The sequence below is a fragment of the Halorubrum sp. F4 genome, from assembly GCF_027257195.1.
GTDB lineage: Archaea > Halobacteriota > Halobacteria > Halobacteriales > Haloferacaceae > Halorubrum.
In genome coordinates, this window is the sequence record NZ_JAPDFS010000001.1 from 144,843 (window position 1) to 167,337 (window position 22,495).

The following is a 22,495-nucleotide window of genomic DNA, read 5'->3' on the forward strand; positions in this document are numbered from 1 at the left end:
CAGATGTCCACACGAGAGATATTCGACGGACGACTGGAGGCGGCCCTGCTTTTAGCGCCGACGCTCCTGGTCTCGGTCGTCTTCCTCTACTATCCGACTGCACTCGCGTTCCGAACCAGCCTCTTCGATGCCGGCTTCGGCCGGGCCGAGGAGTTCGTCGGCCTCGAGAACTACCTGACGCTTCTGGAAAGCTCGGCGTATCACCGGAGCGTCGCGATCTCCGTCCTCTTCGCGGCGCTCGTGGTCGTCGGAACGATCACGGTCTCGCTGTACCTGACGTTCCTCATCCACGAGGTCGACGACGGACAGGGCTGGTATCTGATCTCCGTGATCTGGCCGTACGCCCTTCCTCCCGCAGTCGCCGCGCTCGTGTTCCTCTTCATCCTCCACCCGACGCTCGGCGTTCTCACGGGGCCGATCGAGGCGGTAGGGTTCGACGTCGACTGGTTCAACGACGGCCCGCAGGCGTTCCTCGTCGTCCTTCTCGTGGCGATCTGGAAACAGATCGGGTACAACGTGATCTTCATGATCGCGGCGATGAAGGACGTCCCGGACGCGCTCACGGAGACCGCCGAACTCGACGGGGTCGGTCGGTTGCGTCGACTCGTCTCGGTGTACGTTCCGATCATGACTCCGACGCTGTTCTTCCTCGTGATCATCAACACGATCTACGCGTTCTTCGGCACGTTCGCGTTCGTCGACCTGCTGACGAGCGGCGGTCCCGCGAACGCGACGAACGTCCTGATCTTCGACCTCTACCGCGAGGGGTTCTCCTTCTTCAACTTCGGGGTCGCCTCGACGAAGTCCGTCGTGTTGTTCCTCGTCGTTGCCGTCCTGATGGTGATACAGTTCAGACTGACCGAGGAGTACTCCTACTACGGAGCGTGAAATGACGAACGCGATCCAGTACACGAAACGACGGTTCGAGGCGTTGAAGGGGGCGATAGCTGGTGATGACGAGGACGAACCGCTGGCGGTGATCGGACGCGAGGAGAGCGTCAGCGTCCACCTCCAGCTCTGGCTTCTGGTCGGGATGGTGGTGTTCCCGATCCTCGTCGCGGTCGTCGTGAGCACCAAACAGCAGGGGATCGTGACGAGCCTCCCCGACCTGATCCCCGGAACGTACGCGGTGGAGAACTACCGGGAGGCGATCGTCGACTACGGGTTCGGCCGGTTCATGTGGAACTCGCTCCTGATGTCCGTCGTGGTCGTCGTCGGAAAGCTCGTGATCTCCGTGTTCGCCGCGATGGCGATCGTCTACTACCGGGTCCCGTACAAGGACCTCGTCTTCCTGTTCGTGCTGTTCACGCTGTTGTTGCCGGTTCCGGTTCGGTTCATCCCGCTGTTCCAGCTGATCAACGACCTCGGCTGGGGCAACAGCCTGCTCGCGATCACGGTCCCGTATCTCGCGAGCGCGACGACCGTCTTCATCCTGCGACAGCACTTCCTTTCGATCCCGAACTCGATCGTCGAGACCGCCAAACTCGACGGCGTCGGACCGGTGAAGTTCACGCTCCAGGTGTTGATACCGATGTCGAGGGGCGTCCTCGTCGGCGTCTCGATCATCATGTTCGTCTACGCCTGGAACCAGTACCTCTGGCCGCTGGTGATCATCGACTCCGAGGCGAACCAGGTCGCACAGGTCGGCTTACAGCTGCTTCAGGGCGACGTTCAGGGAGGACAGCTCTCCTGGTCGCTCGTGATGGCCGGTTCGGTGTTGACGCTTCTCCCCCCGCTGGCGCTCATGATCCTCTTCCGGAAACCGCTCCTGGAGACGTTCGCGATCCAACAGAAATGAACCACGACATCCAGATGATATGACAACGATAACGCTACGAAACCTCCGCAAGGAGTTCGACGACGTCGTCGCAGTCAACGGCGTGGACCTGACGGTCCGGGACGGCGAGTTCCTCGTCGTCGTCGGCCCCAGCGGCTGCGGGAAGAGCACGACGCTCCGCCTGCTCGCCGGGCTCGAAACGGCGACGGACGGCGAGATACGCATGGACGACCGCGACGTCACCGGCACGGAGCCGAAAGAGCGGAACGTCGCGATGGTCTTCCAGAACTACGCGCTGTACCCGCACATGACGGGTCGGCGGAACATCACGTTCGGCATGAATGCCACCGACTCGTTCACCGACGAGGAGATCGACCGGCGCGTCGCGGAGGCCGCCGAGACGCTCGACATCACCGATCTGCTCGACCGCAAGCCGCAGGCCATGTCCGGCGGGGAACGCCAGCGCGTCGCGCTCGGCCGGGCGATCGTCAGGGACCCGGACGCGTTCCTGATGGACGAGCCGCTCTCGAACCTGGACGCGAAGCTGCGGATCCAGATGCGCGCGGAGCTCACGCGGCTCCACGCCGAACTGGGGACGACGACCGTCTACGTCACGCACGACCAGACCGAGGCGATGACCCTCGGCGAGTGGGTCGTCGTGATGGACGACGGCGAGATCCAGCAGGTCGACCCGCCGCAGGCGCTGTACGACTTCCCGGAGAACCGGTTCGTCGCGGAGTTCATCGGCGACCCGGCGATGAACATGATCGACGTGGCGGTGGAGGGGGGCGTCGCGGTCCACGACGCCTTCCGGATCCCGCTCCCGACCGGAGAGACCGGGGATGGAAAGGCGATCGAGAACGGAACCCCGGCCGAGTCGTTCGCCGACCCCGACGCGGGGAACCGTCGGAACGCGGTCCTCGGCGTCCGACCGGAGGACCTCCATCCGGCCCGTGACCGGCCCGACCTCGGGGAGACCACGTTCGACGCCACGGTCGACGTCACGGAACCGCTCGGGGACAGCCTCCTCGTCCACTGTTCGGTCGGGGACGCGACGTTCAAGATGGGAGCCGAACCGCGCTCGTCGCTCGAGCCGGGCGAGACCGTCTCGGTGACGTACGACCCGGAGCGCCTCCACCTCTTCGAGCCCGAGACCGGCGAGGCGTTCTACCACTCCGCGACCGCACCCGTCACGTCCGATCGACTCGAGCGGGTCGCGAACGACTGAATCCCGTCTCAGATCGGGAAGACGTCCTCGGCGGTCCGATCGTCGTCCTCGCCCGATCCGTCCCTCACCGTCAGATCGTCGAGTTCCGCGCGCAGTCGGGACTCGTCCATTCCCTCGCCGATGAGCACGAGTCGCGTTCGGCGGTCGTCGTCGGGGTCCCACTCGCCGATGGGTCCGGCCTGGACCGACGGCCCGGCCTGGCTCACGCCGATCACCTCGTCGGTGCCCGCGACGGCGACGAACCCCTTCGCGCGGATCACGGAACCGTCCCAGTCGTCGAGCCAGTCCGCGAACGCCCTCGGCGCGAAGGGGTCGTCGTCGCGGTAAACGAACGAGTCGACGCCGTGGGCGGCCGCCGCGCCCTCGGCGTGGTCGTGGGTGTGGTCGTGCCCGTTCTCGGCGTGGTCGTGACTCGGATCGTCGCCCTCGCTCTCGGCGATGGCGCGCTTCCAGCCCGCCGAGCGTTTCGCCTGCTCGAAGTCGAACGAGCCCGTGTCGAGCACCCGTTCGGGGTCGACCGACGAGTAGGTCGTCCGGATCCGCTCGGCTCGTGGGCCGAGCCGCTCGGCCACCGACTCGATCCGATCCAACACGTCGTCGGGAACCATGTCGGTCTTGTTCAACAGTAGGACGTCACAGAACTCGATCCCCTCGACGAGCACGTCCGCGAGGGGACGCTCCGCCCCTGCACCGGCGTTCGCGCCGCCCGGCAGGTCCTCGCCCGCGTCGAACTCCTTCCAGAAGCCGTACGTGTCGAGGACGGTCACCATCGTGTCCAGCCTGAACCGCTCCGTGGGGTCGATATCCGCGCCCTCGGTCCCCTCGAGGAACGCCCGCGCGATCGGGACGGGCTCGGAGATCCCCGAGGACTCGACGAGGAGGTAATCGAAGTCCCGGGAGTCCGCGAGCGCGGTCGCCTCGGTCAACAGGTCGTCCTGGAGCCGACAGCAGATACACCCGTTCGAGAGATCGATCACGCCCTCCTCGTCGTTTTCGCGCGCGATCAGCTCCGCGTCGACGTTCACCTCGCCCATGTCGTTGAGGATCACCGCGATCCGTCGGTCACCCGGGTTCTCCAACAGGTGGTTCACCAACGTCGTCTTCCCGGCGCCGAGATATCCGCTGAGGACGGTGACGGGGATCCGATCGTCGCGTGTCATGCGTACACATAATCAATCGTGCCGACGGTATGAAACGATCGATCGGCCGGATCCTCTCCGGCTGATCCCCGAAAACGTCCCTCCGAATACCGGCGGAGAGCGGCGGTTGTGAGACGTTTATCCGTCTCTATCGGCTAGGTCACACACCGAATGGTCTCCCCGTTCGACGTGTTGGATCTCGACGAGGACGCGGACGACGCCGACGTCGAACGGGCCTACCGCGAGCGGGTGAAGGAGGCACACCCGGACACGGGCGGCTCGATCGAGGAGTTCCAGCTCGTCAGGCGTGCCTACCGGGAACTCTCCGAGCGCGACCTGAACGGCACGGGAACGACCGGATCCGACGACGACCCCGCCGACATCGACATCACGGAGGGGGACGGAACCGGATCGATCCGCGTGGAGTTCCTCGACTACGAGGCGGTCGCCGACCGCGGGTGGGACCTCGCTGACGGCGACCTCTTCGCGAAGGCGGCCGACGCCGACCTCGCTCCGACGGATCACGGTCGCCTCCTCGTCGAACCCGACGAGAGCCTGCTCGAGGCCGCCGAGAACCGCGGGTTCTCCTGGCCGTTCTCGTGTCGTGGCGGCGCGTGCGCGAACTGCGCCGTCTACCTCGTCGAGGGCGAGCTCTCCCAGCCCGCGAACCACATCCTCTCGGAGGAACACGCCGAGCGCGGCTTCCGGCTCTCGTGTAACGGCTATCCGCTCTCCGACGAGCTGAAGGTCGTCTTCAACGTCAAACACCTCCCCGAACTCGACGAGTTACGACTGCCGCCCGGGCCGTTCCGACGGGCGAGATCGGAGTGAGAAGGCGACCGACGGCCTCGGATCGAGATGCGAACCGACGAGGGAACGGCGCGGTCGATTCTAGAACTGCTCGGCGATGGCGGCGACGACGGCGTCCTCGACCGCGTCACGCTCACCGGAGAGGAAGCCGATCTTCCCCTCGCGGAGCCCGGCGGTCGCGACGTCCGCGGCCGGAGCGATCTCGTCCGCCCGGGCGGCAACCTCCCTGACCGACAGGTCCGCGGTCGACCGGACGTACAGCTCGTCGGTGCCGATGCCGACCGTGGCGAACGGGTCGCCGTTCGCGTGTCGGCGGTGGAGGTCGTCGAGCAGCAGCGGCGTCGGCGGGAAGTCGAACCGGTGGGTGTACTCGTCGGTGTCGAGCAGCGCGAACTCGACCCCGTCGACGGACTCGCTGACGACGTTGGCGCTCGCGGTCTCGATCTCGGTCTCGAGCTTCTCGCGGAACTGCTCGGAGACGTGTGCGGCGAGGTCACCGCCGTCCTCGAACAGCAGGTCGGCGATGAGTTCGCGCTTGTCCTGGTACGACTGGTAGTACGCCTCGAGCGCCACCGCCTCGCGAAGCTCCGCGATCCGCTCGCGGTCGTAGCCGGCGTCGCGGGCGAGGTCGACGTACCGGTCCGGCGTGTCACTCCAGTAGCTCACGGCGGGCAGGTGAACGAGCTCCGACCGAACCTCGTCGTTGACCGCCGACGCGAGCGACGCGACGAGCGCGCCCGTCGAGAGGTCGTCGTCGACCTCGGCGAGCTCCGGCGACACGAGCGTGTCGACCCGCTCTCGCGTTTCGGGGTCCGCGACCGCGGCGTCGACGACGACGGCCTCCACGCCGTAGACGGACAGGAGGTCGAGCCCGTCCTCGGACTCGACGGTCGATCCGGTGCCGACGAGCAGGAACAGCGGGAGCTTCTCGTCGTGCCGGTCGCGGTCCTGAAGCATGCGGGTGACGTCGTTCGTCGCCGCGTCCATGTCGTAGACCGGCTCCTCGGTCGGTCGACGGGTGAAGTAGTGGTACTCCGCGTCGCTCTTCGCGTGCTCGTCGCGGATGAGCGGGAGCACGGCGCGTTCCACCGCGGCGCCGGCGACGTAGCCGTCGGCGGTCGCGGGGTGACGCACCACGATGGGGCGCGACTCGAGGACCGCACGGCGGACGGCCTCCGCGGCGTCAAGCAGCCCCTCGCCGAGCTCGGCGACCGCCCCGTCGCCGGCGAGCGGCTGAAGTCCCTCGGGGCGGGCCTTCGCGGCCAGCGCCTCGGCGAGCCGGCGACGGACCGTCTCGGCGTCCTCCCCGTCGAGAATCACGAGCGCCTCCGTCTCCACCTGGATGTCGCCGCGGCGGCGCTCGACCTCGCCGTCGATCCGGATCGCGTCGCCGACCTCGACCTCGGGATACGCCCGAACGCCGGGCTCGACGAACGCGGCCGCGTCGACGACGCCGGTCGCGTCGCGAAGCTCGAAGATGGTCGGTCCGCCCGTCTGGTGCGTGCTCACGACCTCGCCCTCCAGTCGGACCGTCTCGCCGACGCGGTCCGGGAGCGTCTCGACGTCGACGCGCTCGTACTCCGCGTCCGGTGCCGACTCCGCCTCGGATTCCGCGTTCACGTCGTCTCTCACGTTCTCGCTCGCGTCGCTCGCGTCGGCGACCCCCTCGACGACCGTCTCGTCGGTGGGCGTCTCGTCCGCGGTCGTTCCCGCTTCGACCGTCCCGTCGGTGTCCGCCTCCGAGCGTCCGCTCGATCGGTCCGAGTCGCCCGCGGCTTCCGACGCGTCGGACGCCGCGGAGCGTTCATTTCCCGCGACGTCCTCGGTCGAGGCCGGCGTGTTCGCCGCGTCCGCGTCCTCGCTGTCCGCGTCGTCGTCAGCATCCTCGCTGCCTGCGTCGTCGCTGTCCGCGTTCTCGGCTTCCCCTCCGTCCGCGCCCTCGTCCTCGTCGGGCACGTACTCGGTCTCGCCGTCCTGAACGAGCGCCCCGCGGAACTCGCGGTCGGCCTGGCGGATCGACCACGAGAGGTCGATGTTGCCGTTGTCCCGGACGCCTTTCACCTGGACGAACACGTCGTCGCCCGGCTCCCACTCGAGGCTGTCGAGCCGTCTGTCGAGCTCCGAGCGGTGGAGCAGTCCCGTGACGCCGGGCGCGAGATCGATGAACACGCCGAACTCGGCGTAGCCGTCGACGACGCCGCGGTAGAAGCGGTTCGCGACGAGCCCATCGGGGCTGTCGCCCCGGAAGTCGAAGACCACGTCCTCCTGGTGTGAGCGGCAGATACGACCGCCGCCGTCGACGTCGACGCCACAGATGATACAGGATCCCATTTGAGTCTCTCGAGTGGCTCACGCCTAAAACGGTTGTCGAAAGTCGTCCGGAGGGCGATCGGTGGCATCCGCCACGGGGACGGGTCAGCCGTCGAATCAGCCGGCGAAGAGCGTCCGCACCGCGGCCACGACGCGATAGCCGATCCCGTATCCGAACACGGCCGCCGGGATCCCGGCGAGAACCGTCCGGAACGGCGTCGTTCCGTGAACGACCCGGAACCCGACCAACAACAGCAGCGTCGCGTATCCGCCACAGACGACTCGAAGCGCCGGGACTGCCGCCCCCGCGAGCGCCATCGGCGCGCTCGCGTACGCGACCACCTGCACCGTCTCGCTCACGCCGCCGCGGTCGCGAAAGGAGACCCCGCCGTGGAACTCCAGACTGGCGATCACGAGCGACACCGTCGCCAGCGCGGCGGTCAGATGGAGCCCGACCGGGGCCGCGAGCGCCGTGACGAGCAGGACCACGACGGCCGCGGAGAGGACGAAACTCTCGGCGATCGACGGCACCACGGTCGGCTCGGTCGCGATCCAGCCGAGGACGAAGACGGCGGCGACGGCCGCGGCGAACGTCAATCCCGGGGCCTGATCGCCCGGAGCGACGCCGTTCGCGAAGAAGCGCCGCGGCCGGATCAGCACCTCGATCCAGGCGCGAGCGAGCCCACGAAGGCCGCGGTCCCGTCCGCCCTCCGGGTTCTCGGTCCACGAGTTCACGCCGGACGATACGGGACGCCCGAATAACGGGGTTCCGGTTCGAGACGGGACGCCCGCGTGGATCCGCGTTATCCGGACTGATAGTCGGCGGAAAAACCCTTATATCGCTCGCGGCGGAGCGGGAGACGAATGACCGGGTATCGAGACGACGAACGGGGGTTCGCGCCCATGGCGGGGACCGGCGTCCTCGTCGGCGTCGTGGTGTTGGTCCTGGCGGTCGTCGGGGCCGCGGTCTTCGGGCTCATCGACGGGGTCGCCCCGCCGGACGCGGAGTTCGAGGTCGAACGGGAGGCCGACGGTCTCGTCGTGGTCGCGGCCGGCCCGGACCCGGTCCCGGCCGAGGAGCTGTACGTCCGCGGGGAGGACCCCGACGACTCGGTGACGTTCGGCGGCTGGCCCGGGGAGGGCGTCGTCCGTCCGGGCGACCGGGTGGCGGTAGCCAACGCCACCGGTGACGAGACGCTGGAGGTCGTCTGGGAGCCGGTGGCGTTCGACCGCAGCGAGACGCTCGGCAGCTACGAGCCCGACGAGGAGTCCGAGATCGACGAGTGGGCCGAGGAGAACGGGCCGGCGGCGGCCCCGGTCGCGGCGTAGGGAGACGGGGGTCCGTGAGTTGGCAGCCTCCACCGATCAGAGCTCCACCCACTCGCCACACTCGTCGGACCGTTCGATCGTATCGAGGACCCGCTGGACCTGGTACCCCCGTCTTCGAACGACGGCTCCGCCCTCGCTCGGCGTAGCTCAATCGCTTCCGATGAGTCGTCAGGACTGAACTGAAGATCCGGATCGAGTTAGGTCTCTTCAACGGAGACCGAACAGAGGTCTTCGACGGCGCGACAGAGGACGTCGACACTGTCATGTAGGAGATCGATCCGTGCCCATTCGTCAGTCGTGTGCGACTGGGCCGAGGTACCTGGACCCCAGATGATCGCCGGAATGCCGGCGTCGTTGACGAAGTTTCGTTGATCGGTGGCCGCGTTTTTGCCGGCAGGGGCGGTGTCGACACCGGCGACGTCGTTTGCGTGTTTCCTGAAAACCGTCGCGACGTGCTCGTCGGGGTCGATCTCAGCCGCCTCGTACGTCCGCACCCGGTCGATCGATACTTCGAATCCGTCGTCGCGGAGCGGATCGAACACCTCTTCGATCTCTTCGTCGAGAGCGTCGACGTCCTCCGACGGCAGAAACCGACGATCCATTCGGAGTTCCGCAGACTCCGGGATCACGTTCTCCTTGGTCCCCGCGGAAACCATCGTCGGCGTACACAGCGACTCGCCGATGAGCGGGTGAGTCCGTTCGGCGATCCGACGACGATAGGCGGAGAGCCGGGATTCGTTCCCGAAGAGCGCGTCGAGCGCGTTCTTTCCGAGTTCCGGCTTGCTCGCGTGGCTGGACTTCCCTCCGATCTCGACGGCGTACCACGCGAGTCCCTTCGCGACCGTGTGTACGTGTAGTTCTGTCGGTTCCAGAACCACTCCATAATCGGCATCGATGCCTTCCAACAACGTTTTGGTACCGGGCTCAGCGGTCTCCTCGCCCATCACGAAGGTAAGGATAAGCTTTCCATCGACAGCACCGGAGGACTCCGCAGCTCGCCCCGCAAGCATCGCGGCAGCGAGACCGGCTTTCATGTCGCTGGTACCGCGACCGTACACCCTCCCGTCGGCGACGACGCCGTTAAACGGATCGACAGACCAGCGATCGCGGTCCCCCGGTGGTACAACGTCCATATGGCCGTTGAGAACCAGCTTTCCCGCGTCCGGATCGCCGGCGCCTATCTCCGCGACGACTTGCGGACGATCGGGGTCGGGGCGGTCGACAATTTCCGCGTCGATCCCCCGACTTTCCAGCCACTCGTAGATGAATTCGGCTAGAGGTTTCTCCCGACCCGGCGGGTTCCGGGTGTCGATCGAAACGAGTTTGGCAAGGAGATCGGCTGCTTCCTCTTTGGACGTCTCAGGAGGGATTTCCCCGATCATATCGGTACCGCAATGAGAATGAATATAAATACCGTGGTTGTGCGGGACGTGAGTCCGTGTGATCTCATCGGATCAACAGTACTGCGTTCACCTCCGGTACTGATTCATTCCGATAGAGGAGACATCATCGGAATTCATCCCTCCTGTCGGTGGCTCATATTTGAAAATTAACATCGGCCGGGCTTCCTCCCCGCGCTGAAGCGCGAGGCGTCCTCCGTGGATACTCCAGTCAGTCCGTTATAAGTTAACCCGTTCACCACGCTCGTCCGAGCGCTCGATCGCGTCGAGGGTACGCTGGACCTCGTATCCTTCCGCGAACGACGGCGAGAACTCGCCGCCCTCCGCGACCGCCGAGAGGAACTCGTAGTTCTCGTGGACGAAGGTGTGCTCCCAGCCGAGCACGTGGCCCGGCGGCCACCAGTGGTCGACGTAGGGGTCCGACTCGTCGGTGACGAGCACCGTCTCGTAGCCGCGGTCGCCCTCGCGGAGCACCTCGAGCTCGTTCAGCCGCTCGAGCGAGAACCGCAGGCTTCCCTTCGATCCGTGGACCTCGACCGTGTGGTCGTTCTTGTGGCCGGTCGCGAACCGCGACGCCTCGAAGGTTCCCATCGCGCCGGACTCGTAGGCGACCTGCGCCGAGAACGCGTCGTCGACCGTCACGTCGCGGTACTCCTCGACGTCGCCGTCGTCGTCGAGGACGGGTCGCTCCTCGACGAACGTCTCGAGGTGTCCGGAGACGCTGTCGATCCCGCCGACCGCGTCGCCGAGGAGGAACCCCGCGAGGTCGATCGAGTGCGCGCCCAGATCGCCGAGCGCGCCGGAGCCGGCGAGGTCGGCGTCCATGCGCCACGCCCAGGGCGCGTCCGGGTCGACGAGCCAGTCCTGGAGGTACCGACCGCGGACGTGTCGGATCTCGCCGAGTTCGCCGTCGGCGATCAGGTTCCGCGCGTGCTGGATCGCCGGAACGAACCGGTAGTTGAACGCGCAGCCGGCGGGAACGTCCGCAGCGGCGGCCGCGTCGCGCATGCGCTCCGCCCCCTCGAGGGTGGGCGCGAGCGGCTTCTCACAGAGGACGGGAACGCCCGCCTCCAGCGCGGCGACCGACGGGTCGACGTGGACGTGGTTCGGTCCGAGGTTGTAGAAGACGTCGACCGCCTCGATGGCGTCGGCCCAGTCGGTCTCGGTGTGGGAGAAGCCGAACCGTTCGGCCGCCTCCGCGAGCGCCTCCTCGTCGCGCCCGACGAGCGTGTGCCGCTCGACGTCGGGCGCGTCGGGGAAGAACATCGGAAGCCGCGCCATCGCGTTCGCGTGCGCGTTGCCCATGAATCGATACCCCAGAACGCCGATCTTCAGTGGTTCGTCGGTCATCGTTGTCGTTGTGGTCGTTCTCTCGCTCCCGATTACTCCGCCCAGTACGCGTCGCCCGGCCGCGTCTCGAAGACGGCCCGCGAGAGCACGTCGACGGCCTTCTCCAGTCCCTCCCGCGAGGAGGTGAGCGAGTCCTCGTGTTCGATGGAGAGCGCGCCCTCGTAGCCGACCATCCGGAGCGTCGAGACGAAGTCCTTCCAGTGGGCCTCGTCGTGGCCGTACCCGATCGAGCGGAACAGCCACGAGCGGTCGGCCTCCTCGGTGTAGTCCGTCGTGTCGAGGACGCCCTTCACGCGGGCGTTCGACTCGTACACCCTCGTGTCCTTGGCGTGGACGTGGTGGATCGCGTCGTGCTCGCCCAGAAAGCGGATCGCCTCCGCCACGTCGATCCCCTGCCAGTAGAGGTGTGAGGGGTCGAAGTTCGTGCCGACGCGATCGTTGGTCGCCTCGCGGAGCGCGAGCATCCCGGTCGGCTCGTAGACGAGCATGTTCGGGTGCATCTCGATCGCGAGATCGACGCCGTGGGCGTCGGCGTGTTCGGCCAGGTCGCTCCAGTACGGGATCGCGACTTCGTCCCACTGGTACTCGTGTGCCTCCGCGTGTTCGGTCGGCCACGGAGCGGTGATCCAGTTGGGCGTCGAATCGCCGGGCGCGCCCGCGGGCAACCCGGAGAAGCAGGTGACCGTGTCGACGCCGAGTTCGGCGGCCAACTCGATCGCCTCGCGCAGCTCCCGGTCGGCCCGCTCGGCCCGTTCCTCGTCGGGATGGAGCGGGTTGTTGTGGGTCGCCAGCGCGGAGACGCGCAGCCCGTGTTCCTCGAGCAGGTCGGCGAGCTCCGCCTGCGCCGCGTCGTTTCCGAGTAACTCCTCGCGGTCGAGGTGGTCCTCGCCGGGGAAGCCGCCGACGCCGATCTCGACCGCGTCGACGTCGAGCCCGGCGAGGTACGCGGACGCGTCCTCGATCGATTCGTCACCGAGCGGAACGGTCAGTACGCCGATGTCCATGCGTAGGAATCTAACTACGTCCCGAATAAACCTTTAGGATACGGTCAGGTGGTCGCCGCTACGATCCGCAAGGACTCGAACCACGCACGAGCGAACCACGCACGACGTGAGACCGGACGCGAACCACATGAGGTTTTAACGGATGGAGCGTGTATGACCCCCATGGGAATCCTCTCGCGCGCCTCCTACGTCATCCGCTCGAAGATGAACGCCCTCCTGAACCGGGCCGAGGACCCGACGGAGTCGCTCGACTACTCCTACGAGCAGATGCGCGACGAGCTCCAGGACGTCAAACAGGGTATCGCGGACCTCACGACCCAGAAGAAGCGCCTGGAGATCCAGAAGCGCAAGCTCGAGGAGAACGTCGAGAAGCACAACCGGCAGGCGAGGGAGGCGGTCCAACAGGACCGCGACGACCTCGCGCGGAAGGCCCTCGAGAAGAAGAAGTCGAAGATGACGCAGATCGAGGAGCTGGAGGGACAGATCGCGAAGCTGAACGACACTCAGGACCAACTCGTCGAGAAGAAGAACAAGCTCCAGAACCGCATCGAGGAGTTCCGCACGAGAAAGGAGACGATGAAGGCCCGCTACGAGGCCGCGGAGGCGTCCTCGCGCGTCTCGGAGGCGATGACCGGCGTCGGCGACGAGATGGAGGACGTGAGCCGGTCGATCGAGCGGGCCGAGGAGCGCACGGAGGAGATGGAGGCGCGCGCGGAGGCGATGGACGAGCTCGAGGAGACCGGCGCGTTCGAGGACGCGCTCTCGGACAAGGACAGCATCGACCGCGAGCTGGAGGGGCTCTCGACGAACAGCGAGGTCGACGCCGAACTCGAGACGCTGAAAGGCGAACTCGGGAAGGCGGACGCCCCGAGCGAGGACGCGAACGGCGCGAGCGAGAGCACGGACGAGGAGATCGACGCCGAGCTCGACGACCTCCAGGCCGAGGTCGACGGCGCGGACCTGGAGGCGGACCTCGAGGAGGACCTCGAAACCGACGTGGAACTCGAGGAGTCCGAGGTCGACGCGGACGAACCGAAGAACTAGGCAGTTCAGCCGTGGGTGTACCCGCGGTCCGGAAGCGGGTCGCCGTCGGCGGCGACCTCCTCGTCCGCCTCGACGACCGTCCCGACCCGAACGAGGCCGGCCGGACACTCCTCCCGAAGCCGATCGACGTCCGCGTCCGGCACCGTACACACCAACTCGAAGTCCTCGCCGAAGTGTGCGGCGAGCTCGAAGCGTTCCTCGTCGCCGTCGGCGTCGCCGACGCTGCCACCGTCCCCGATCACGTCGTTGACGGCGGGATGAACCGGAACCGCGTCGCGGTCGAGCGCGAATCCGACCTCGCTCGCCTCCGCGAGCTGGTGGAGCGACCGCGCGAGACCGTCCGAGGAGTCCATCATCGCCGTCGCGCTCCCGGCCAGCACCCGACCGTCGGCGATCCGGGGGGTAAAGCGGAAGAGGTCGTTCGCGCGCTCGACCGCGGCCTCGGTTCCGCGCTCGAAGAGCCGGAGCGCGGCTGCCGAGCGGCCCCACTCGCCGGTCACACAGAGCGCGTCGCCCGGCTCGGCCCCGCTCCGGGTGACACCGCCGGAAGCGGAAGCGGCGTCGCCGCCGTCGACGGTCCCGATGGCGGTCGTCGCGGTCGTGAACTCCACGTGTTCGTCGAGGTCGCCGCCGACGTACTCCGCGCCGACGGCCTCACAGACGTCGACCGCGCCGGCGACGAACCGGTCGAGTTGGCCCGGATCGAACGTCTCGTCGGCGTAGACGGCGACGGCCGCGGTCGCCGCTCCCCCCATCGCTGCGACGTCGGACAGCGACGCTCCCACCGCGCGCCACCCGGCAGTGTACCGGGTCGTTCCCCGCGGGAAGTCGGTCCGCTCGTGGAGCATGTCGGTGGTGATGACGGTGCCGTCCACGACGGCCGCGTCGTCGCCGGCGCGGGGGAGGTCGGCCGCGAGTCTCCGGAGGGCGTCGCGCTCGTTCACGCTCCCCGAAGGGGTCGGCGGGGGGTTAGGTGGTTCGGTCGGCGACCGACCGCTCTCGTTCTCGGCGGTCACCGTCGCGGAGCGGCGGAGTTTTCCCGCTGCCGCCCGGCCTGCGGGTATGGACGAGGACCTCATCGACGAGACCGGGACCCCGCTGTCCCGATACACCAAACTTCCCGGAACGGGCTTTTTTTACCCCGACTCGCTCGATGACGAACGCGCGGAGCGGCGCGCCCGCGAGACGATCGAAGGCAGCGAGGCGGTCGTGATCGCCGACGGCGACGCCGACGGGCTCGCCTGCGCCGCGATGATCCGCGAGGCGTACGACGCCGCCCTCGACGTCGAACCCTTCGAGACCGTTATCGCGGAGCGAGCGACGGACGGGGCCGAAACCAGCGAGGCTGAAACCGCCGACGGCGACGATGCCGTGGACGGCGGGACCGCCGACGCCGACGAGGATGCCGCGGGAGTCGCCGAAGCCGACGATCCGACCGAGAACGCCCACGCGGAGTCGCCGGTGGGCCTGGTCTCGGCCGGGCCGTACTCGCTCGACACCGCCCTCGAACGCGTCGTCGCGTACGCGGACGACGGGATCGACCTCTACGTCTGTGACCTCTGTCCCGACGAGTTCGAGCCGATCGAGGAGGCGCTGGACGCGCTCTCGGAGTCGTGCGAGTCGATCCGATGGTTCGACCACCACCAGTGGAACGACGCGGTCGCGGCGGCGGTCCGAGAGCGCGGCGTCGACCTCGTCGTCGGCGAGTCCGACGAGGAGTGTACCGCGGACGTGACGCTCCGATCGCTCGATCACGACTTCGACGAGCGCTGGACCGAGCTCGCGGCGGTGACCCGCGACCACGACCTCTGGATCAAGGAGGACTCCCGCTCGGACGACCTCGCCGACTACTCCTACTGGTCCGGGAGCGAGGAGTACGCGGCCGTGATCGGCGCGTACGGGGCGGACCTCCCGCCCGTCGTCCGCGAGTACGTCGAGGCGCGCCGGGTCGAGAAGGCCGCGCGGATCGACGCCGCCGTCGACCGCGCCGCTACCCACGAGGTCGGCGACTGGCGCGTCGCGGTGACGTACGGCCGGTGTTCACAGAACGAAGTGGCCGAGCGCCTTCGAGAGAAGGGAGCCGACGCCGTCGTGATAGTCAAGCCCGCGGGCTCGGCGTCGATCCGCGGCTCCGAGGACTTCCAGCACGCCCACGAGGTCGCAGGGAAGGTGAACGGCGGGGGCCACCCGCAGGCGGCGGGGTGTAAGCCCGACATCTACGACGACATGCTCGATTACGCGCACCACTGGAGCACGGAGGGACAGGCGTGTAAGCGGGTCATTCTCGCCGCGTTCGAGGCCGTCGCGGAGGAGGTCGAAGCGGGCAACGCTGTCGACGACGACGATGCCGACGAAGCGGTCGCTGACGACGATCAGTAGACGAGGGAAAACGACGGCAGGAACGGGCTCCGTTTCGGATCGCTTCCGACGACGAGCTACCTACGACGAGGACGGCGACATCGAGATGTTCAGACTCTTCTGGACCAGCTGGGTGAACGCCATCGAGCAGAGGAAGTACCAGACGATCCACATCTGGATCGGGCCGACGAGACCGGCGTCCCAGGTGACCGTGCCCGCGAGCGGGACGACGAGCTCCTGGGCGGCGATCGCGGGATACGCGGCGTTGGACCCGCGATAGCCGATGACCCAGAACATCCAGAGGAACGCCGGAATGGTCAGGAACATGATCCACACCATCGGGCGGAACTGCTCTTTGAACATCCCGAGCTGGTCGCCCATCGCGTCCATCTGCTCCTGTTGGATCGCGTCGAGCGCCTCCTGGTCGTCGCGCTCCTTGGCGTCCTTTCGGCGCTCCTGGATCTCCTTCATGCGGTCCTGGTACTGGCTCATCTTCTCCATGTCCATCAGTCCCGCGCGCAACAGCGTGGAGTAGAGGCCGGTTCCCAACGCGATCACCATGATGATGACGTAGAAGGGGACGATCTCGAGGAGCGGGCCCAACACCAAGTCGATCGCGCCGGCGATGACGTTTCGAACCGGCGAGACCGCGTAGCCGACGAACGCGCCGACCGTCGCCAGCGCCGCCAGCTTGTCCCACTTCGTCCACGAGGTGGTCTCCGGGGTCTCGGCGTCGCCGCCGCCACCGCTCCCGTCGTCGTCGGTCAATCCGGCCTCGATCGCCTCGCGGTCGGCGAGCGCGAACCCGGTCTCGCCGTCGACGAGGACCTCCTTCTCGATGAGCCGTCCCCACTGTCCGCTGGTGATCTCGTCGCGGACCTCGACCCACTGGACCTCGCCGTCGGCGGCGTGATCCAGGACGGTTTCGATCGCGTCCCGCATCTCGCCGTCCTCCGAGACGAGCGAGCGGACGCGCCGTTCGACCTTACTCATTATCGAGCGGTTAGCGGTCGACGGTTAAGAACCTTGTAGGATCGTCGCCGCGAGACGGTCGCGACGACGGGACCGATCACGCCTCGACGACGTCTCTGATCCGATCGAAGACCCGATCCGGGGTCGCCTCGCCGTCGACCTCCTCGAGGACGCCCTCCTCGCGGAAGTGCTCGATCACGGGCTCGGTGTTCTCCTCGAACACCTCGAGCCGTTCGCGCGCGGTCTCCTCGGTGTCGTCCTCACGCTGGACCAACTCGCCGCCGCACTCGTCGCAGACGCCGGCCTCCTCGGGCGGCTGGAAGTCGACGTGGTAGTTCGCCCCACATCCTTCACAGACGCGGCGGCCGGTGAGCCGGTCGACGAGCACCTCGTCGTCGACGTCGAGGAGGACCACGGCGTCGAGGTCGGTGATCCCCGAGAGGTACTCCGCCTGCTCGAGGTTCCGCGGGTAGCCGTCGAGCACGAAGCCGTCGGCGTCCTCCAGGGCCGTCTTCACGATCTCGTTGACGACCGGATCGGGGACGAGCTCGCCCGCCTCCATGAACGATCGGGGCGTCCCGTACTCCGTCTCCATGTCCTTGTTCGCCCGGAGCGCGTCCCCGGTGGTGACGTGCTCGATCCCGTACTCCGCGGCCAGTTTCGCGCTCTGTGTCCCCTTGCCGGCGCCCGGCGCGCCCAGAAGCAGGATCCGGTGGCTCATACCGGAGCGGTCATTCCGCGCACGTAAAGCCTTGAAGATCCGAATCGGCGGAAGACTCGGATCGACGTTGCGGATCGCGGTGATCCGCGTCGTGGCGGCCACGACGCGCCAGCGACGGCGACGCCACCGCACCACCGGTGGCGACGCCACCGCGCCGCGATCGGTCGTGGACGGGGCCGCCCGATCAGTCGTTCTCCCCGAGTCGGCGTTTCACTCGGTCCGCGTGCGCGTCAGCGAGGCGGGTCGGCTCCGGGAGCTTGTAGCCGGCCGAGAGCGCCGCGACGAGGTCGACGGTCGTCTCCGCGGACACGCGGTGGCCCGGACTCACGTACAGCGGATTCACGCGACGGCTGTTCGGGTACTGTCGCGACTGGTAGGCGTGGCCGATGACCGTCCCCGGTGCGGCGGTGGTCACCGAGTCGTCGGCGCGGATCGTGGTTCGCCATCCCTCGGGGCGCTCCCCGACCGGCTCGTCCGGCTCGCCACAGAGGAGGCTCTTCGCGACGCCGACGCTCGGGAGGTCACGGGTCACGCCGACGTGCGTCGCCAGCCCGGCCTCGCGGTAGTGGATCCGACCGGATCCGTCACAGACGAGCAGGTCGGGAGTCACGGAGAGGTTCGCGAGCGCGGCGAGGATCGGTTCTCCCTCGCGAAACGCGAGCAGCCCGGGAACGTACGGGATCGAAAGCGGCGTGACCGCGTCCGCGTACTCGACCACAGTCCCGTCGCGGATCGCGACCGCGGCCGACACCGCCTCGTCGTGTTCGGAACGGAACGCCTGGTCGATCCCCACGACGACCGGAGCGTCGGGGTCGGCGGACGAGACAGCAGCAGTTTCGTCCGCCGCGGGCGGCAGTCCCCCCGAGAGGTCGGCGGCCTCGTCGATCGCGACGTCGTCGGGGGTGAACTCGAGGTCGTCCACGAACGTCGCTTCCGCCGCCAACTCACGCTGGAGCGACTCCATCTCCTCGCGCGAGCGGTCCGAGTCGGGGAGGTACTCCGGGTTCGCGATCGAGTCCGGCGGCATTCAGAACCGTCCGCCCGGGCCGCCGGGTCCGCCCGGACCGCCCGGTCCACGGACGCGACCGCCGCCCATCGAGACTCCGCCCGGACCGCCCGCATGACGCGCGAGGTCGCGGTTCCGCGTGCCGAACGCGAGGCCGATCGCGAACCCGATCAGGTGGGCCACGTGGGCGATCCCGCCGACGCCGCCCGCGCCCGTCGAGACGACGAGGAGCGCGGAGATCAGCGCCACGCCCCACGTGAGGTACTTGAGCTTCATCGGGATCACGAAGAACAACAGGATCTCGAGGTTCGGCCGCCAGACCGTCAACACGCCGAGGATCGCGAACGTCGCGCCGCTGGCTCCGAGCACGCCCACGAGTCCGCCGGTCGCGAGCACGAACAGCACGTGGCCGAGCCCGGCGAGGATCCCCGAGGCGAGGAAGAAGCCGAGGAACTTCCTCGAACCCACCGCGCGCTCGACGAGCGGGCCGAAGAAGAACAGCACGATGCTGTTGCCGAGGATGTGGAACAGCCCGCCCCGCGAGTGCGAGAAGACGGAGGTGACCCACGTCCAGACGTTGCCGAGCGCGTCCGACCGCAACACGAATATCTGGCTGTGGGCCGCCTCGCCGAGGGTGAGCGTCACCGCCCACTGCGCCACGAAGGTGAGCCACATGGCCGCGAGCAACACGTAGGTGGCGTTCCCGCGGAAGTAGCCGAGCAGGCCGCCGGTCCCGGTCTCACGCTCGATCCGCCGTTTCATCCGACTCGTGACGCCGCCGCCCCCGGCGTCGCCGGTGCCGCCCGCCGGTCCGCCCTCGACGCCGTCGTCGAAGCCGCTGTCGAAGACGCCGCCGGGGTCGTTCCACTCCGCGAGCCCCGGACAGTCGTGGTTCTCCGGCAGCCGGTGGTCGGCACAGAACGTCCGCCCACACCGTCGACACTGGTACGGGAGGTTCTCGTACTCCCCGCACTCGTCGCACGTCGCCATTACCGCCCCTTACGGCGGCGGTCCTAAAGCGGTTTGGCTCTCGGGTCGAGTCGGGCTCCGTCGTCGCGAACGTCCCTCTTACTTCGCGACCTTCGCCTCGAACTTCTCGCGGACCTTCTCGACCTTCGGTTGCGCGTGGAACGTACAGTAGGCGTCGTCCGGGTTCTTCGCGAAGTAGTCCTGGTGTTTCTCCTCGGCGCGGTAGAACGTCTCCAGCGGCTCGAGTTCGGTTACCACCTCGTCGTCGTACTCCTCGTCGAGCGCCTCGATGTACGCCGCGGCCCGCTCGCGCTGCTCCTCGTCGTGCGCGAGAACGATCGACCGGTACTGGCTCCCCACGTCGGGTCCCTGCCGGTTCAGCTGTGTCGGGTCGTGGATCGTGAAAAACGCCTCCAGCAGGTCGTCGTAGGTGATGACCTCGGGATCGTATTCGACCTGGACGACCTCCGCGTGGCCGGTCTCGCCGGTACAGACCGCCCGATACGTCGGGTCCTCCGTGTGGCCCCCGGCGTACCCGGATGTCACCGATTCCACGCCCGAGAGTTCCTCGAGCGCCGCCTCGACACACCAGAAGCAGCCGCCGCCGAACGTCGCCGTTTCGAGGGGTTCCGTCATGTCCCCCGATAGGGGCGCGAGCCTATTAAACACCGTCCGAGGGATCCCGTCAGCGCGTGCCGGTCCTCGTCGCCGAACGGTAGACCTTTGCCGTCCCCCCTCCCAGCCGTGGTATGGTCTCGCTGGGACTGGTGGTGGCGCGGTTCAACGGTTCCGTGACGGAACCGATGGCCGAGGCCGCCCGGGAGGCGGCGGCCGAGCGCGACGCGGTCGTCGTCGACGAAGTGAGCGTGCCGGGCGCGTACGACAGCCCGCTCGCGGCCGATCGGCTGGCACGGCGGGAGGACGTCGACGCGGTCGCCGTCGTCGGCGCGATCGTCACCGGCGACACCGACCACGACCGCGTCATCGCGAACGCGACCGCGGAGAAGCTCACGGAGGTGAGCCTCGACCGCGACACCCCGGTCACGTTCGGCGTGAGCGGCCCGGGAATGTCCGGGGCGGAGGCCCGCGAGCGGATAGACAAGGGCGCGGATGCCGCTCGTGCCGCCATCGACCTCACGGAGGAGCTCGACTGACGAACTCCCACGATCGACGGACCCTCACGGCTGACGGCTCCCCACGATCGACGAAGCTCACGACCAAACGACACACGACCAACGGAACACAATGACCGACGCATACGACTACTCCGACCGGATCGGACGCGTAGAGCCCAGCGCGACGCTGGCGATATCGAACCTGGCCGCCGAAAAGGAGGCCGAAGGGGCGGACATCGTCGATCTCTCGGTGGGCGAGCCCGACTTCGACACGCCCGAGAACGTCGTCGAGGCCGGCAAGACGGCCCTCGACGCGGGGCATACGGGGTACACCTCCTCGAACGGGATCCCGTCCCTTCGTGAGGCGATCGCGGCGAAACTCCGCGACGACGGGATCGACGCGACCGCCGACGAGGTGGTCGTCACTCCCGGCGGCAAACAGGCGCTCTACGAGACGTTCCAGACGCTGATCGACGACGGGGACGAGGTAGTGCTTTTGGACCCCGCGTGGGTCTCCTACGAGGCGATGGCGAAGCTCGCCGGCGGCGACCTCTCCCGCGTCGACCTGGCTCCGCACGGCTTCCAGCTGGAGCCCGCCCTCGACGACCTCGCCGAGGCGGTCTCCGACGACACCGAACTCCTCGTGGTCAACTCCCCGTCGAACCCGACCGGCGCGGTGTTCTCGGAGGCCGCGCTCGAGGGCGTTCGCGACCTCGCGGTCGAACACGACCTCGCCGTGATCTCCGACGAGATCTACGAGCGGATCGTCTACGACGCGGACCACGTCTCGCTCGCGAGCCTCGACGGGATGGCCGACCGCACGGTGACGGTCAACGGCTTCTCGAAGGCGTACTCGATGACGGGCTGGCGTCTCGGCTACCTCCACGCGACCGAGGGGTTCGTCGGCCAGGCGGGCAAGCTCCACTCGCACTCCGTCTCGTGTGCGACCAACTTCGTCCAGCGCGCGGGCGTCGAGGCGCTCGAGAACACCGACGAGTCGGTCGAGGAGATGCGCGAGGCGTTCGCCGACCGTCGGGATCTGCTGGTCGATCTGTTCGACGAACACGGCGTCGACGTCGACGTCGGCGACGGAGCCTTCTACATGATGATACCCGTGGACGCGGACGACGCCGACTGGTGTGAGCGGGCGATCGAGCAGGCTTCAGTCGCCTGTGTGCCCGGAAACGCGTTCAACGCTCCCGGCTTCGCGAGGATCTCCTACGCCGCGAGCGAGGAGCGCCTGCGCGAGGCGGTCGACCGGCTCGTCGCGAACGACCTGCTCTAGGTCGTCGACGAACCGAGTGCGACGGGCCGTCCCGGTCGTCCCATCGGTTTCGCCGAGGTATCGTTTTTTGCCGGAACATCGGTTTCGCCGGGGGGATTTTTATACGCCTGTGCGGATCGTCCCCGTGGTGAGGACATGTACAAACACATACTGTTCCCCACGGACGGGAGCGCCGGCTCCGAGGCCGCGATAGCACACGTACGCGAACTGGCGGAGGCGTTCGACGCCACCGTTCACGTGCTGCACGTCGTCGACACGCGTCAGGCCCATCTCGGGATTGGAAGCAACTACCTCACGGGCGTGAAAAGCTACACCGGGGACCGTCCGTCCGAGGAGGAACGACGGCGGGCCGTCGAGGAACGGGCCCAACCGTACGTCGAAGAGCTCGCGGACGACCTCGAGGGCATCGAGACGGTTCCGGTAGCCCGGCAGGGGAACCCCCACGAGGAGATCCTCGCGTATATCGACGAGAACGACATCGACCTCGTGGTGATGGGCACCGAAGGTCACACCGGCGTCGAACGGTACCTGCTCGGCAGCGTCTCCGAGAAGGTCGTTCGGCTGGCCGACGCGCCGGTGGTGACGGTTCGCGCCGACGAGGTCGACGACGAGTGATCTGATCGGCGGCGAGGACCGCCGGGGGTTCGGCGTTCCGAAACCCTTACTCCCGGCCCGTCG

At 67.8% G+C, this 22,495-nt stretch carries 22 protein-coding genes; 10 read left to right on the forward strand and 12 right to left on the reverse strand.

Features of this window, described 5'->3' with window-relative positions; translation table 11 throughout:
- The first annotated feature begins 3 nt into the window (after nucleotides 1–3).
- Genes OKW78_RS00750 through OKW78_RS00760 form a run of 3 tightly spaced genes read left to right on the forward strand, consistent with a single transcriptional unit; the run spans nucleotide 4 to nucleotide 3,005 of the window.
- The gene (locus OKW78_RS00750) at nucleotides 4–888 is read left to right on the forward strand and encodes a carbohydrate ABC transporter permease (protein WP_122104701.1); all 885 of its coding nucleotides are present in this window, start codon (nucleotides 4–6) and stop codon (nucleotides 886–888) included.
- Between the two features lies 1 nt (nucleotide 889).
- Nucleotides 890–1,798, forward strand: coding sequence for a carbohydrate ABC transporter permease (locus OKW78_RS00755; RefSeq protein ID WP_281193426.1), 909 nt, complete (start codon nucleotides 890–892; stop codon nucleotides 1,796–1,798).
- Nucleotides 1,799–1,817: 19 nt separating this feature from the next.
- Entirely contained in the window at nucleotides 1,818–3,005 is a 1,188-nt protein-coding gene (locus OKW78_RS00760) for an ABC transporter ATP-binding protein (protein ID WP_281193427.1), read from the forward strand.
- Between the two features lie 8 nt (nucleotides 3,006–3,013).
- Here the strand turns inward: OKW78_RS00760 and OKW78_RS00765 are convergent, their stop codons facing one another.
- Complete coding sequence (locus OKW78_RS00765) at nucleotides 3,014–4,165, reverse strand: GTP-binding protein (protein ID WP_281193428.1); 1,152 nt, start codon at nucleotides 4,163–4,165, stop codon at nucleotides 3,014–3,016.
- A gap of 150 nt (nucleotides 4,166–4,315) precedes the next feature.
- Between OKW78_RS00765 and fer the strand changes: the two genes are divergently transcribed.
- On the forward strand, nucleotides 4,316–4,975 hold the full coding sequence (fer, locus tag OKW78_RS00770) for a ferredoxin Fer (RefSeq protein ID WP_281193429.1): 660 nt from the start codon (nucleotides 4,316–4,318) through the stop codon (nucleotides 4,973–4,975).
- A 60-nt stretch (nucleotides 4,976–5,035) separates the two neighbouring features.
- Here fer and OKW78_RS00775 read toward each other — a convergent pair whose 3' ends face one another.
- Nucleotides 5,036–7,285, reverse strand: a complete 2,250-nt coding sequence (locus OKW78_RS00775) for a DHH family phosphoesterase (protein WP_281193430.1) — start codon at nucleotides 7,283–7,285, stop codon at nucleotides 5,036–5,038.
- Between the two features lie 96 nt (nucleotides 7,286–7,381).
- Nucleotides 7,382–7,999, reverse strand: a complete 618-nt coding sequence (locus OKW78_RS00780) for a YIP1 family protein (protein ID WP_281193431.1) — start codon at nucleotides 7,997–7,999, stop codon at nucleotides 7,382–7,384.
- Between the two features lie 129 nt (nucleotides 8,000–8,128).
- On the opposite strand from OKW78_RS00780, the gene OKW78_RS00785 reads away from it, so the two are divergent.
- Entirely contained in the window at nucleotides 8,129–8,593 is a 465-nt protein-coding gene (locus OKW78_RS00785; RefSeq protein WP_281193432.1) for a type IV pilin, read from the forward strand.
- Nucleotides 8,594–8,790: 197 nt separating this feature from the next.
- Here the strand turns inward: OKW78_RS00785 and OKW78_RS00790 are convergent, their stop codons facing one another.
- The 3 genes from OKW78_RS00790 to OKW78_RS00800 form a co-directional block, all read right to left on the reverse strand.
- Nucleotides 8,791–9,975, reverse strand: coding sequence for a M20 family metallopeptidase (locus OKW78_RS00790; RefSeq protein ID WP_281193433.1), 1,185 nt, complete (start codon nucleotides 9,973–9,975; stop codon nucleotides 8,791–8,793).
- A gap of 237 nt (nucleotides 9,976–10,212) precedes the next feature.
- Nucleotides 10,213–11,343, reverse strand: a complete 1,131-nt coding sequence (locus OKW78_RS00795; protein WP_281193434.1) for a Gfo/Idh/MocA family protein — start codon at nucleotides 11,341–11,343, stop codon at nucleotides 10,213–10,215.
- Between the two features lie 32 nt (nucleotides 11,344–11,375).
- On the reverse strand, nucleotides 11,376–12,347 hold the full coding sequence (locus OKW78_RS00800) for a sugar phosphate isomerase/epimerase (RefSeq protein ID WP_281193435.1): 972 nt from the start codon (nucleotides 12,345–12,347) through the stop codon (nucleotides 11,376–11,378).
- Between the two features lie 162 nt (nucleotides 12,348–12,509).
- Here OKW78_RS00800 and OKW78_RS00805 point away from each other — a divergent pair, with 162 nt between their 5' ends.
- Nucleotides 12,510–13,391, forward strand: coding sequence for a PspA/IM30 family protein (locus OKW78_RS00805; RefSeq protein ID WP_281193436.1), 882 nt, complete (start codon nucleotides 12,510–12,512; stop codon nucleotides 13,389–13,391).
- 5 nt (nucleotides 13,392–13,396) lie between these two features.
- On the opposite strand, the gene thiL is transcribed toward OKW78_RS00805, so the two are convergent.
- The gene (gene thiL / locus OKW78_RS00810; protein WP_281193437.1) at nucleotides 13,397–14,335 is read right to left on the reverse strand and encodes a thiamine-phosphate kinase; all 939 of its coding nucleotides are present in this window, start codon (nucleotides 14,333–14,335) and stop codon (nucleotides 13,397–13,399) included.
- Between the two features lie 118 nt (nucleotides 14,336–14,453).
- Between thiL and OKW78_RS00815 the strand changes: the two genes are divergently transcribed.
- Entirely contained in the window at nucleotides 14,454–15,770 is a 1,317-nt protein-coding gene (locus OKW78_RS00815; protein WP_281193438.1) for a DHH family phosphoesterase, read from the forward strand.
- A gap of 60 nt (nucleotides 15,771–15,830) precedes the next feature.
- Here the strand turns inward: OKW78_RS00815 and OKW78_RS00820 are convergent, their stop codons facing one another.
- The 5 genes from OKW78_RS00820 to msrA all read right to left on the reverse strand — a co-directional run bounded on the left by OKW78_RS00820 (nucleotide 15,831) and on the right by msrA (nucleotide 20,053).
- Nucleotides 15,831–16,742 carry a DUF106 domain-containing protein gene (locus tag OKW78_RS00820; protein WP_281193439.1) on the reverse strand — a complete coding sequence of 304 codons (912 nt, stop codon included), beginning with the start codon at nucleotides 16,740–16,742 and terminating at the stop codon, nucleotides 15,831–15,833.
- A gap of 76 nt (nucleotides 16,743–16,818) precedes the next feature.
- The gene (locus tag OKW78_RS00825; RefSeq protein ID WP_281193440.1) at nucleotides 16,819–17,442 is read right to left on the reverse strand and encodes an adenylate kinase; all 624 of its coding nucleotides are present in this window, start codon (nucleotides 17,440–17,442) and stop codon (nucleotides 16,819–16,821) included.
- A gap of 184 nt (nucleotides 17,443–17,626) precedes the next feature.
- Nucleotides 17,627–18,469, reverse strand: a complete 843-nt coding sequence (locus tag OKW78_RS00830; RefSeq protein ID WP_281193441.1) for an endonuclease V — start codon at nucleotides 18,467–18,469, stop codon at nucleotides 17,627–17,629.
- On the reverse strand, nucleotides 18,470–19,438 hold the full coding sequence (locus OKW78_RS00835) for a rhomboid family intramembrane serine protease (protein ID WP_281193442.1): 969 nt from the start codon (nucleotides 19,436–19,438) through the stop codon (nucleotides 18,470–18,472).
- A 78-nt stretch (nucleotides 19,439–19,516) separates the two neighbouring features.
- Complete coding sequence (msrA, locus tag OKW78_RS00840; protein WP_281193443.1) at nucleotides 19,517–20,053, reverse strand: peptide-methionine (S)-S-oxide reductase MsrA; 537 nt, start codon at nucleotides 20,051–20,053, stop codon at nucleotides 19,517–19,519.
- 113 nt (nucleotides 20,054–20,166) lie between these two features.
- On the opposite strand from msrA, the gene ribH reads away from it, so the two are divergent.
- The 3 genes from ribH to OKW78_RS00855 all read left to right on the forward strand — a co-directional run bounded on the left by ribH (nucleotide 20,167) and on the right by OKW78_RS00855 (nucleotide 22,432).
- Nucleotides 20,167–20,571 (forward strand): 6,7-dimethyl-8-ribityllumazine synthase, encoded by a 405-nt coding sequence (ribH, locus tag OKW78_RS00845; protein WP_281193444.1) that lies wholly within the window; start codon nucleotides 20,167–20,169, stop codon nucleotides 20,569–20,571.
- 91 nt (nucleotides 20,572–20,662) lie between these two features.
- The gene (locus OKW78_RS00850) at nucleotides 20,663–21,817 is read left to right on the forward strand and encodes a pyridoxal phosphate-dependent aminotransferase (protein ID WP_281193445.1); all 1,155 of its coding nucleotides are present in this window, start codon (nucleotides 20,663–20,665) and stop codon (nucleotides 21,815–21,817) included.
- 135 nt (nucleotides 21,818–21,952) lie between these two features.
- Nucleotides 21,953–22,432, forward strand: a complete 480-nt coding sequence (locus tag OKW78_RS00855; RefSeq protein ID WP_281193446.1) for a universal stress protein — start codon at nucleotides 21,953–21,955, stop codon at nucleotides 22,430–22,432.
- Nucleotides 22,433–22,495 lie beyond the last annotated feature (63 nt).

What these genes read in the sequence shown, in the direction of transcription:
- OKW78_RS00790 (WP_281193433.1), bottom strand. Translation starts at nt 9,975, where the DNA reads ATGATCGGGGAAATCCCTCCTGAGACGTCCAAAGAGGAAGCAGCCGAT.
- OKW78_RS00825 (WP_281193440.1), bottom strand. Translation starts at nt 17,442, where the DNA reads ATGAGCCACCGGATCCTGCTTCTGGGCGCGCCGGGCGCCGGCAAGGGG.
- OKW78_RS00855 (WP_281193446.1), top strand. Translation starts at nt 21,953, where the DNA reads ATGTACAAACACATACTGTTCCCCACGGACGGGAGCGCCGGCTCCGAG.
- OKW78_RS00800 (WP_281193435.1), bottom strand. Translation starts at nt 12,347, where the DNA reads ATGGACATCGGCGTACTGACCGTTCCGCTCGGTGACGAATCGATCGAG.
- OKW78_RS00820 (WP_281193439.1), bottom strand. Translation starts at nt 16,742, where the DNA reads ATGAGTAAGGTCGAACGGCGCGTCCGCTCGCTCGTCTCGGAGGACGGC.
- OKW78_RS00755 (WP_281193426.1), top strand. Translation starts at nt 890, where the DNA reads ATGACGAACGCGATCCAGTACACGAAACGACGGTTCGAGGCGTTGAAG.
- ribH (WP_281193444.1), top strand. Translation starts at nt 20,167, where the DNA reads ATGGTCTCGCTGGGACTGGTGGTGGCGCGGTTCAACGGTTCCGTGACG.
- OKW78_RS00765 (WP_281193428.1), bottom strand. Translation starts at nt 4,165, where the DNA reads ATGACACGCGACGATCGGATCCCCGTCACCGTCCTCAGCGGATATCTC.
- OKW78_RS00795 (WP_281193434.1), bottom strand. Translation starts at nt 11,343, where the DNA reads ATGACCGACGAACCACTGAAGATCGGCGTTCTGGGGTATCGATTCATG.
- fer (WP_281193429.1), top strand. Translation starts at nt 4,316, where the DNA reads ATGGTCTCCCCGTTCGACGTGTTGGATCTCGACGAGGACGCGGACGAC.
- OKW78_RS00850 (WP_281193445.1), top strand. Translation starts at nt 20,663, where the DNA reads ATGACCGACGCATACGACTACTCCGACCGGATCGGACGCGTAGAGCCC.
- OKW78_RS00835 (WP_281193442.1), bottom strand. Translation starts at nt 19,438, where the DNA reads ATGGCGACGTGCGACGAGTGCGGGGAGTACGAGAACCTCCCGTACCAG.
- msrA (WP_281193443.1), bottom strand. Translation starts at nt 20,053, where the DNA reads ATGACGGAACCCCTCGAAACGGCGACGTTCGGCGGCGGCTGCTTCTGG.
- OKW78_RS00775 (WP_281193430.1), bottom strand. Translation starts at nt 7,285, where the DNA reads ATGGGATCCTGTATCATCTGTGGCGTCGACGTCGACGGCGGCGGTCGT.
- OKW78_RS00785 (WP_281193432.1), top strand. Translation starts at nt 8,129, where the DNA reads ATGACCGGGTATCGAGACGACGAACGGGGGTTCGCGCCCATGGCGGGG.
- OKW78_RS00815 (WP_281193438.1), top strand. Translation starts at nt 14,454, where the DNA reads ATGGACGAGGACCTCATCGACGAGACCGGGACCCCGCTGTCCCGATAC.
- OKW78_RS00750 (WP_122104701.1), top strand. Translation starts at nt 4, where the DNA reads ATGTCCACACGAGAGATATTCGACGGACGACTGGAGGCGGCCCTGCTT.
- OKW78_RS00760 (WP_281193427.1), top strand. Translation starts at nt 1,818, where the DNA reads ATGACAACGATAACGCTACGAAACCTCCGCAAGGAGTTCGACGACGTC.
- OKW78_RS00805 (WP_281193436.1), top strand. Translation starts at nt 12,510, where the DNA reads ATGGGAATCCTCTCGCGCGCCTCCTACGTCATCCGCTCGAAGATGAAC.
- OKW78_RS00830 (WP_281193441.1), bottom strand. Translation starts at nt 18,469, where the DNA reads ATGCCGCCGGACTCGATCGCGAACCCGGAGTACCTCCCCGACTCGGAC.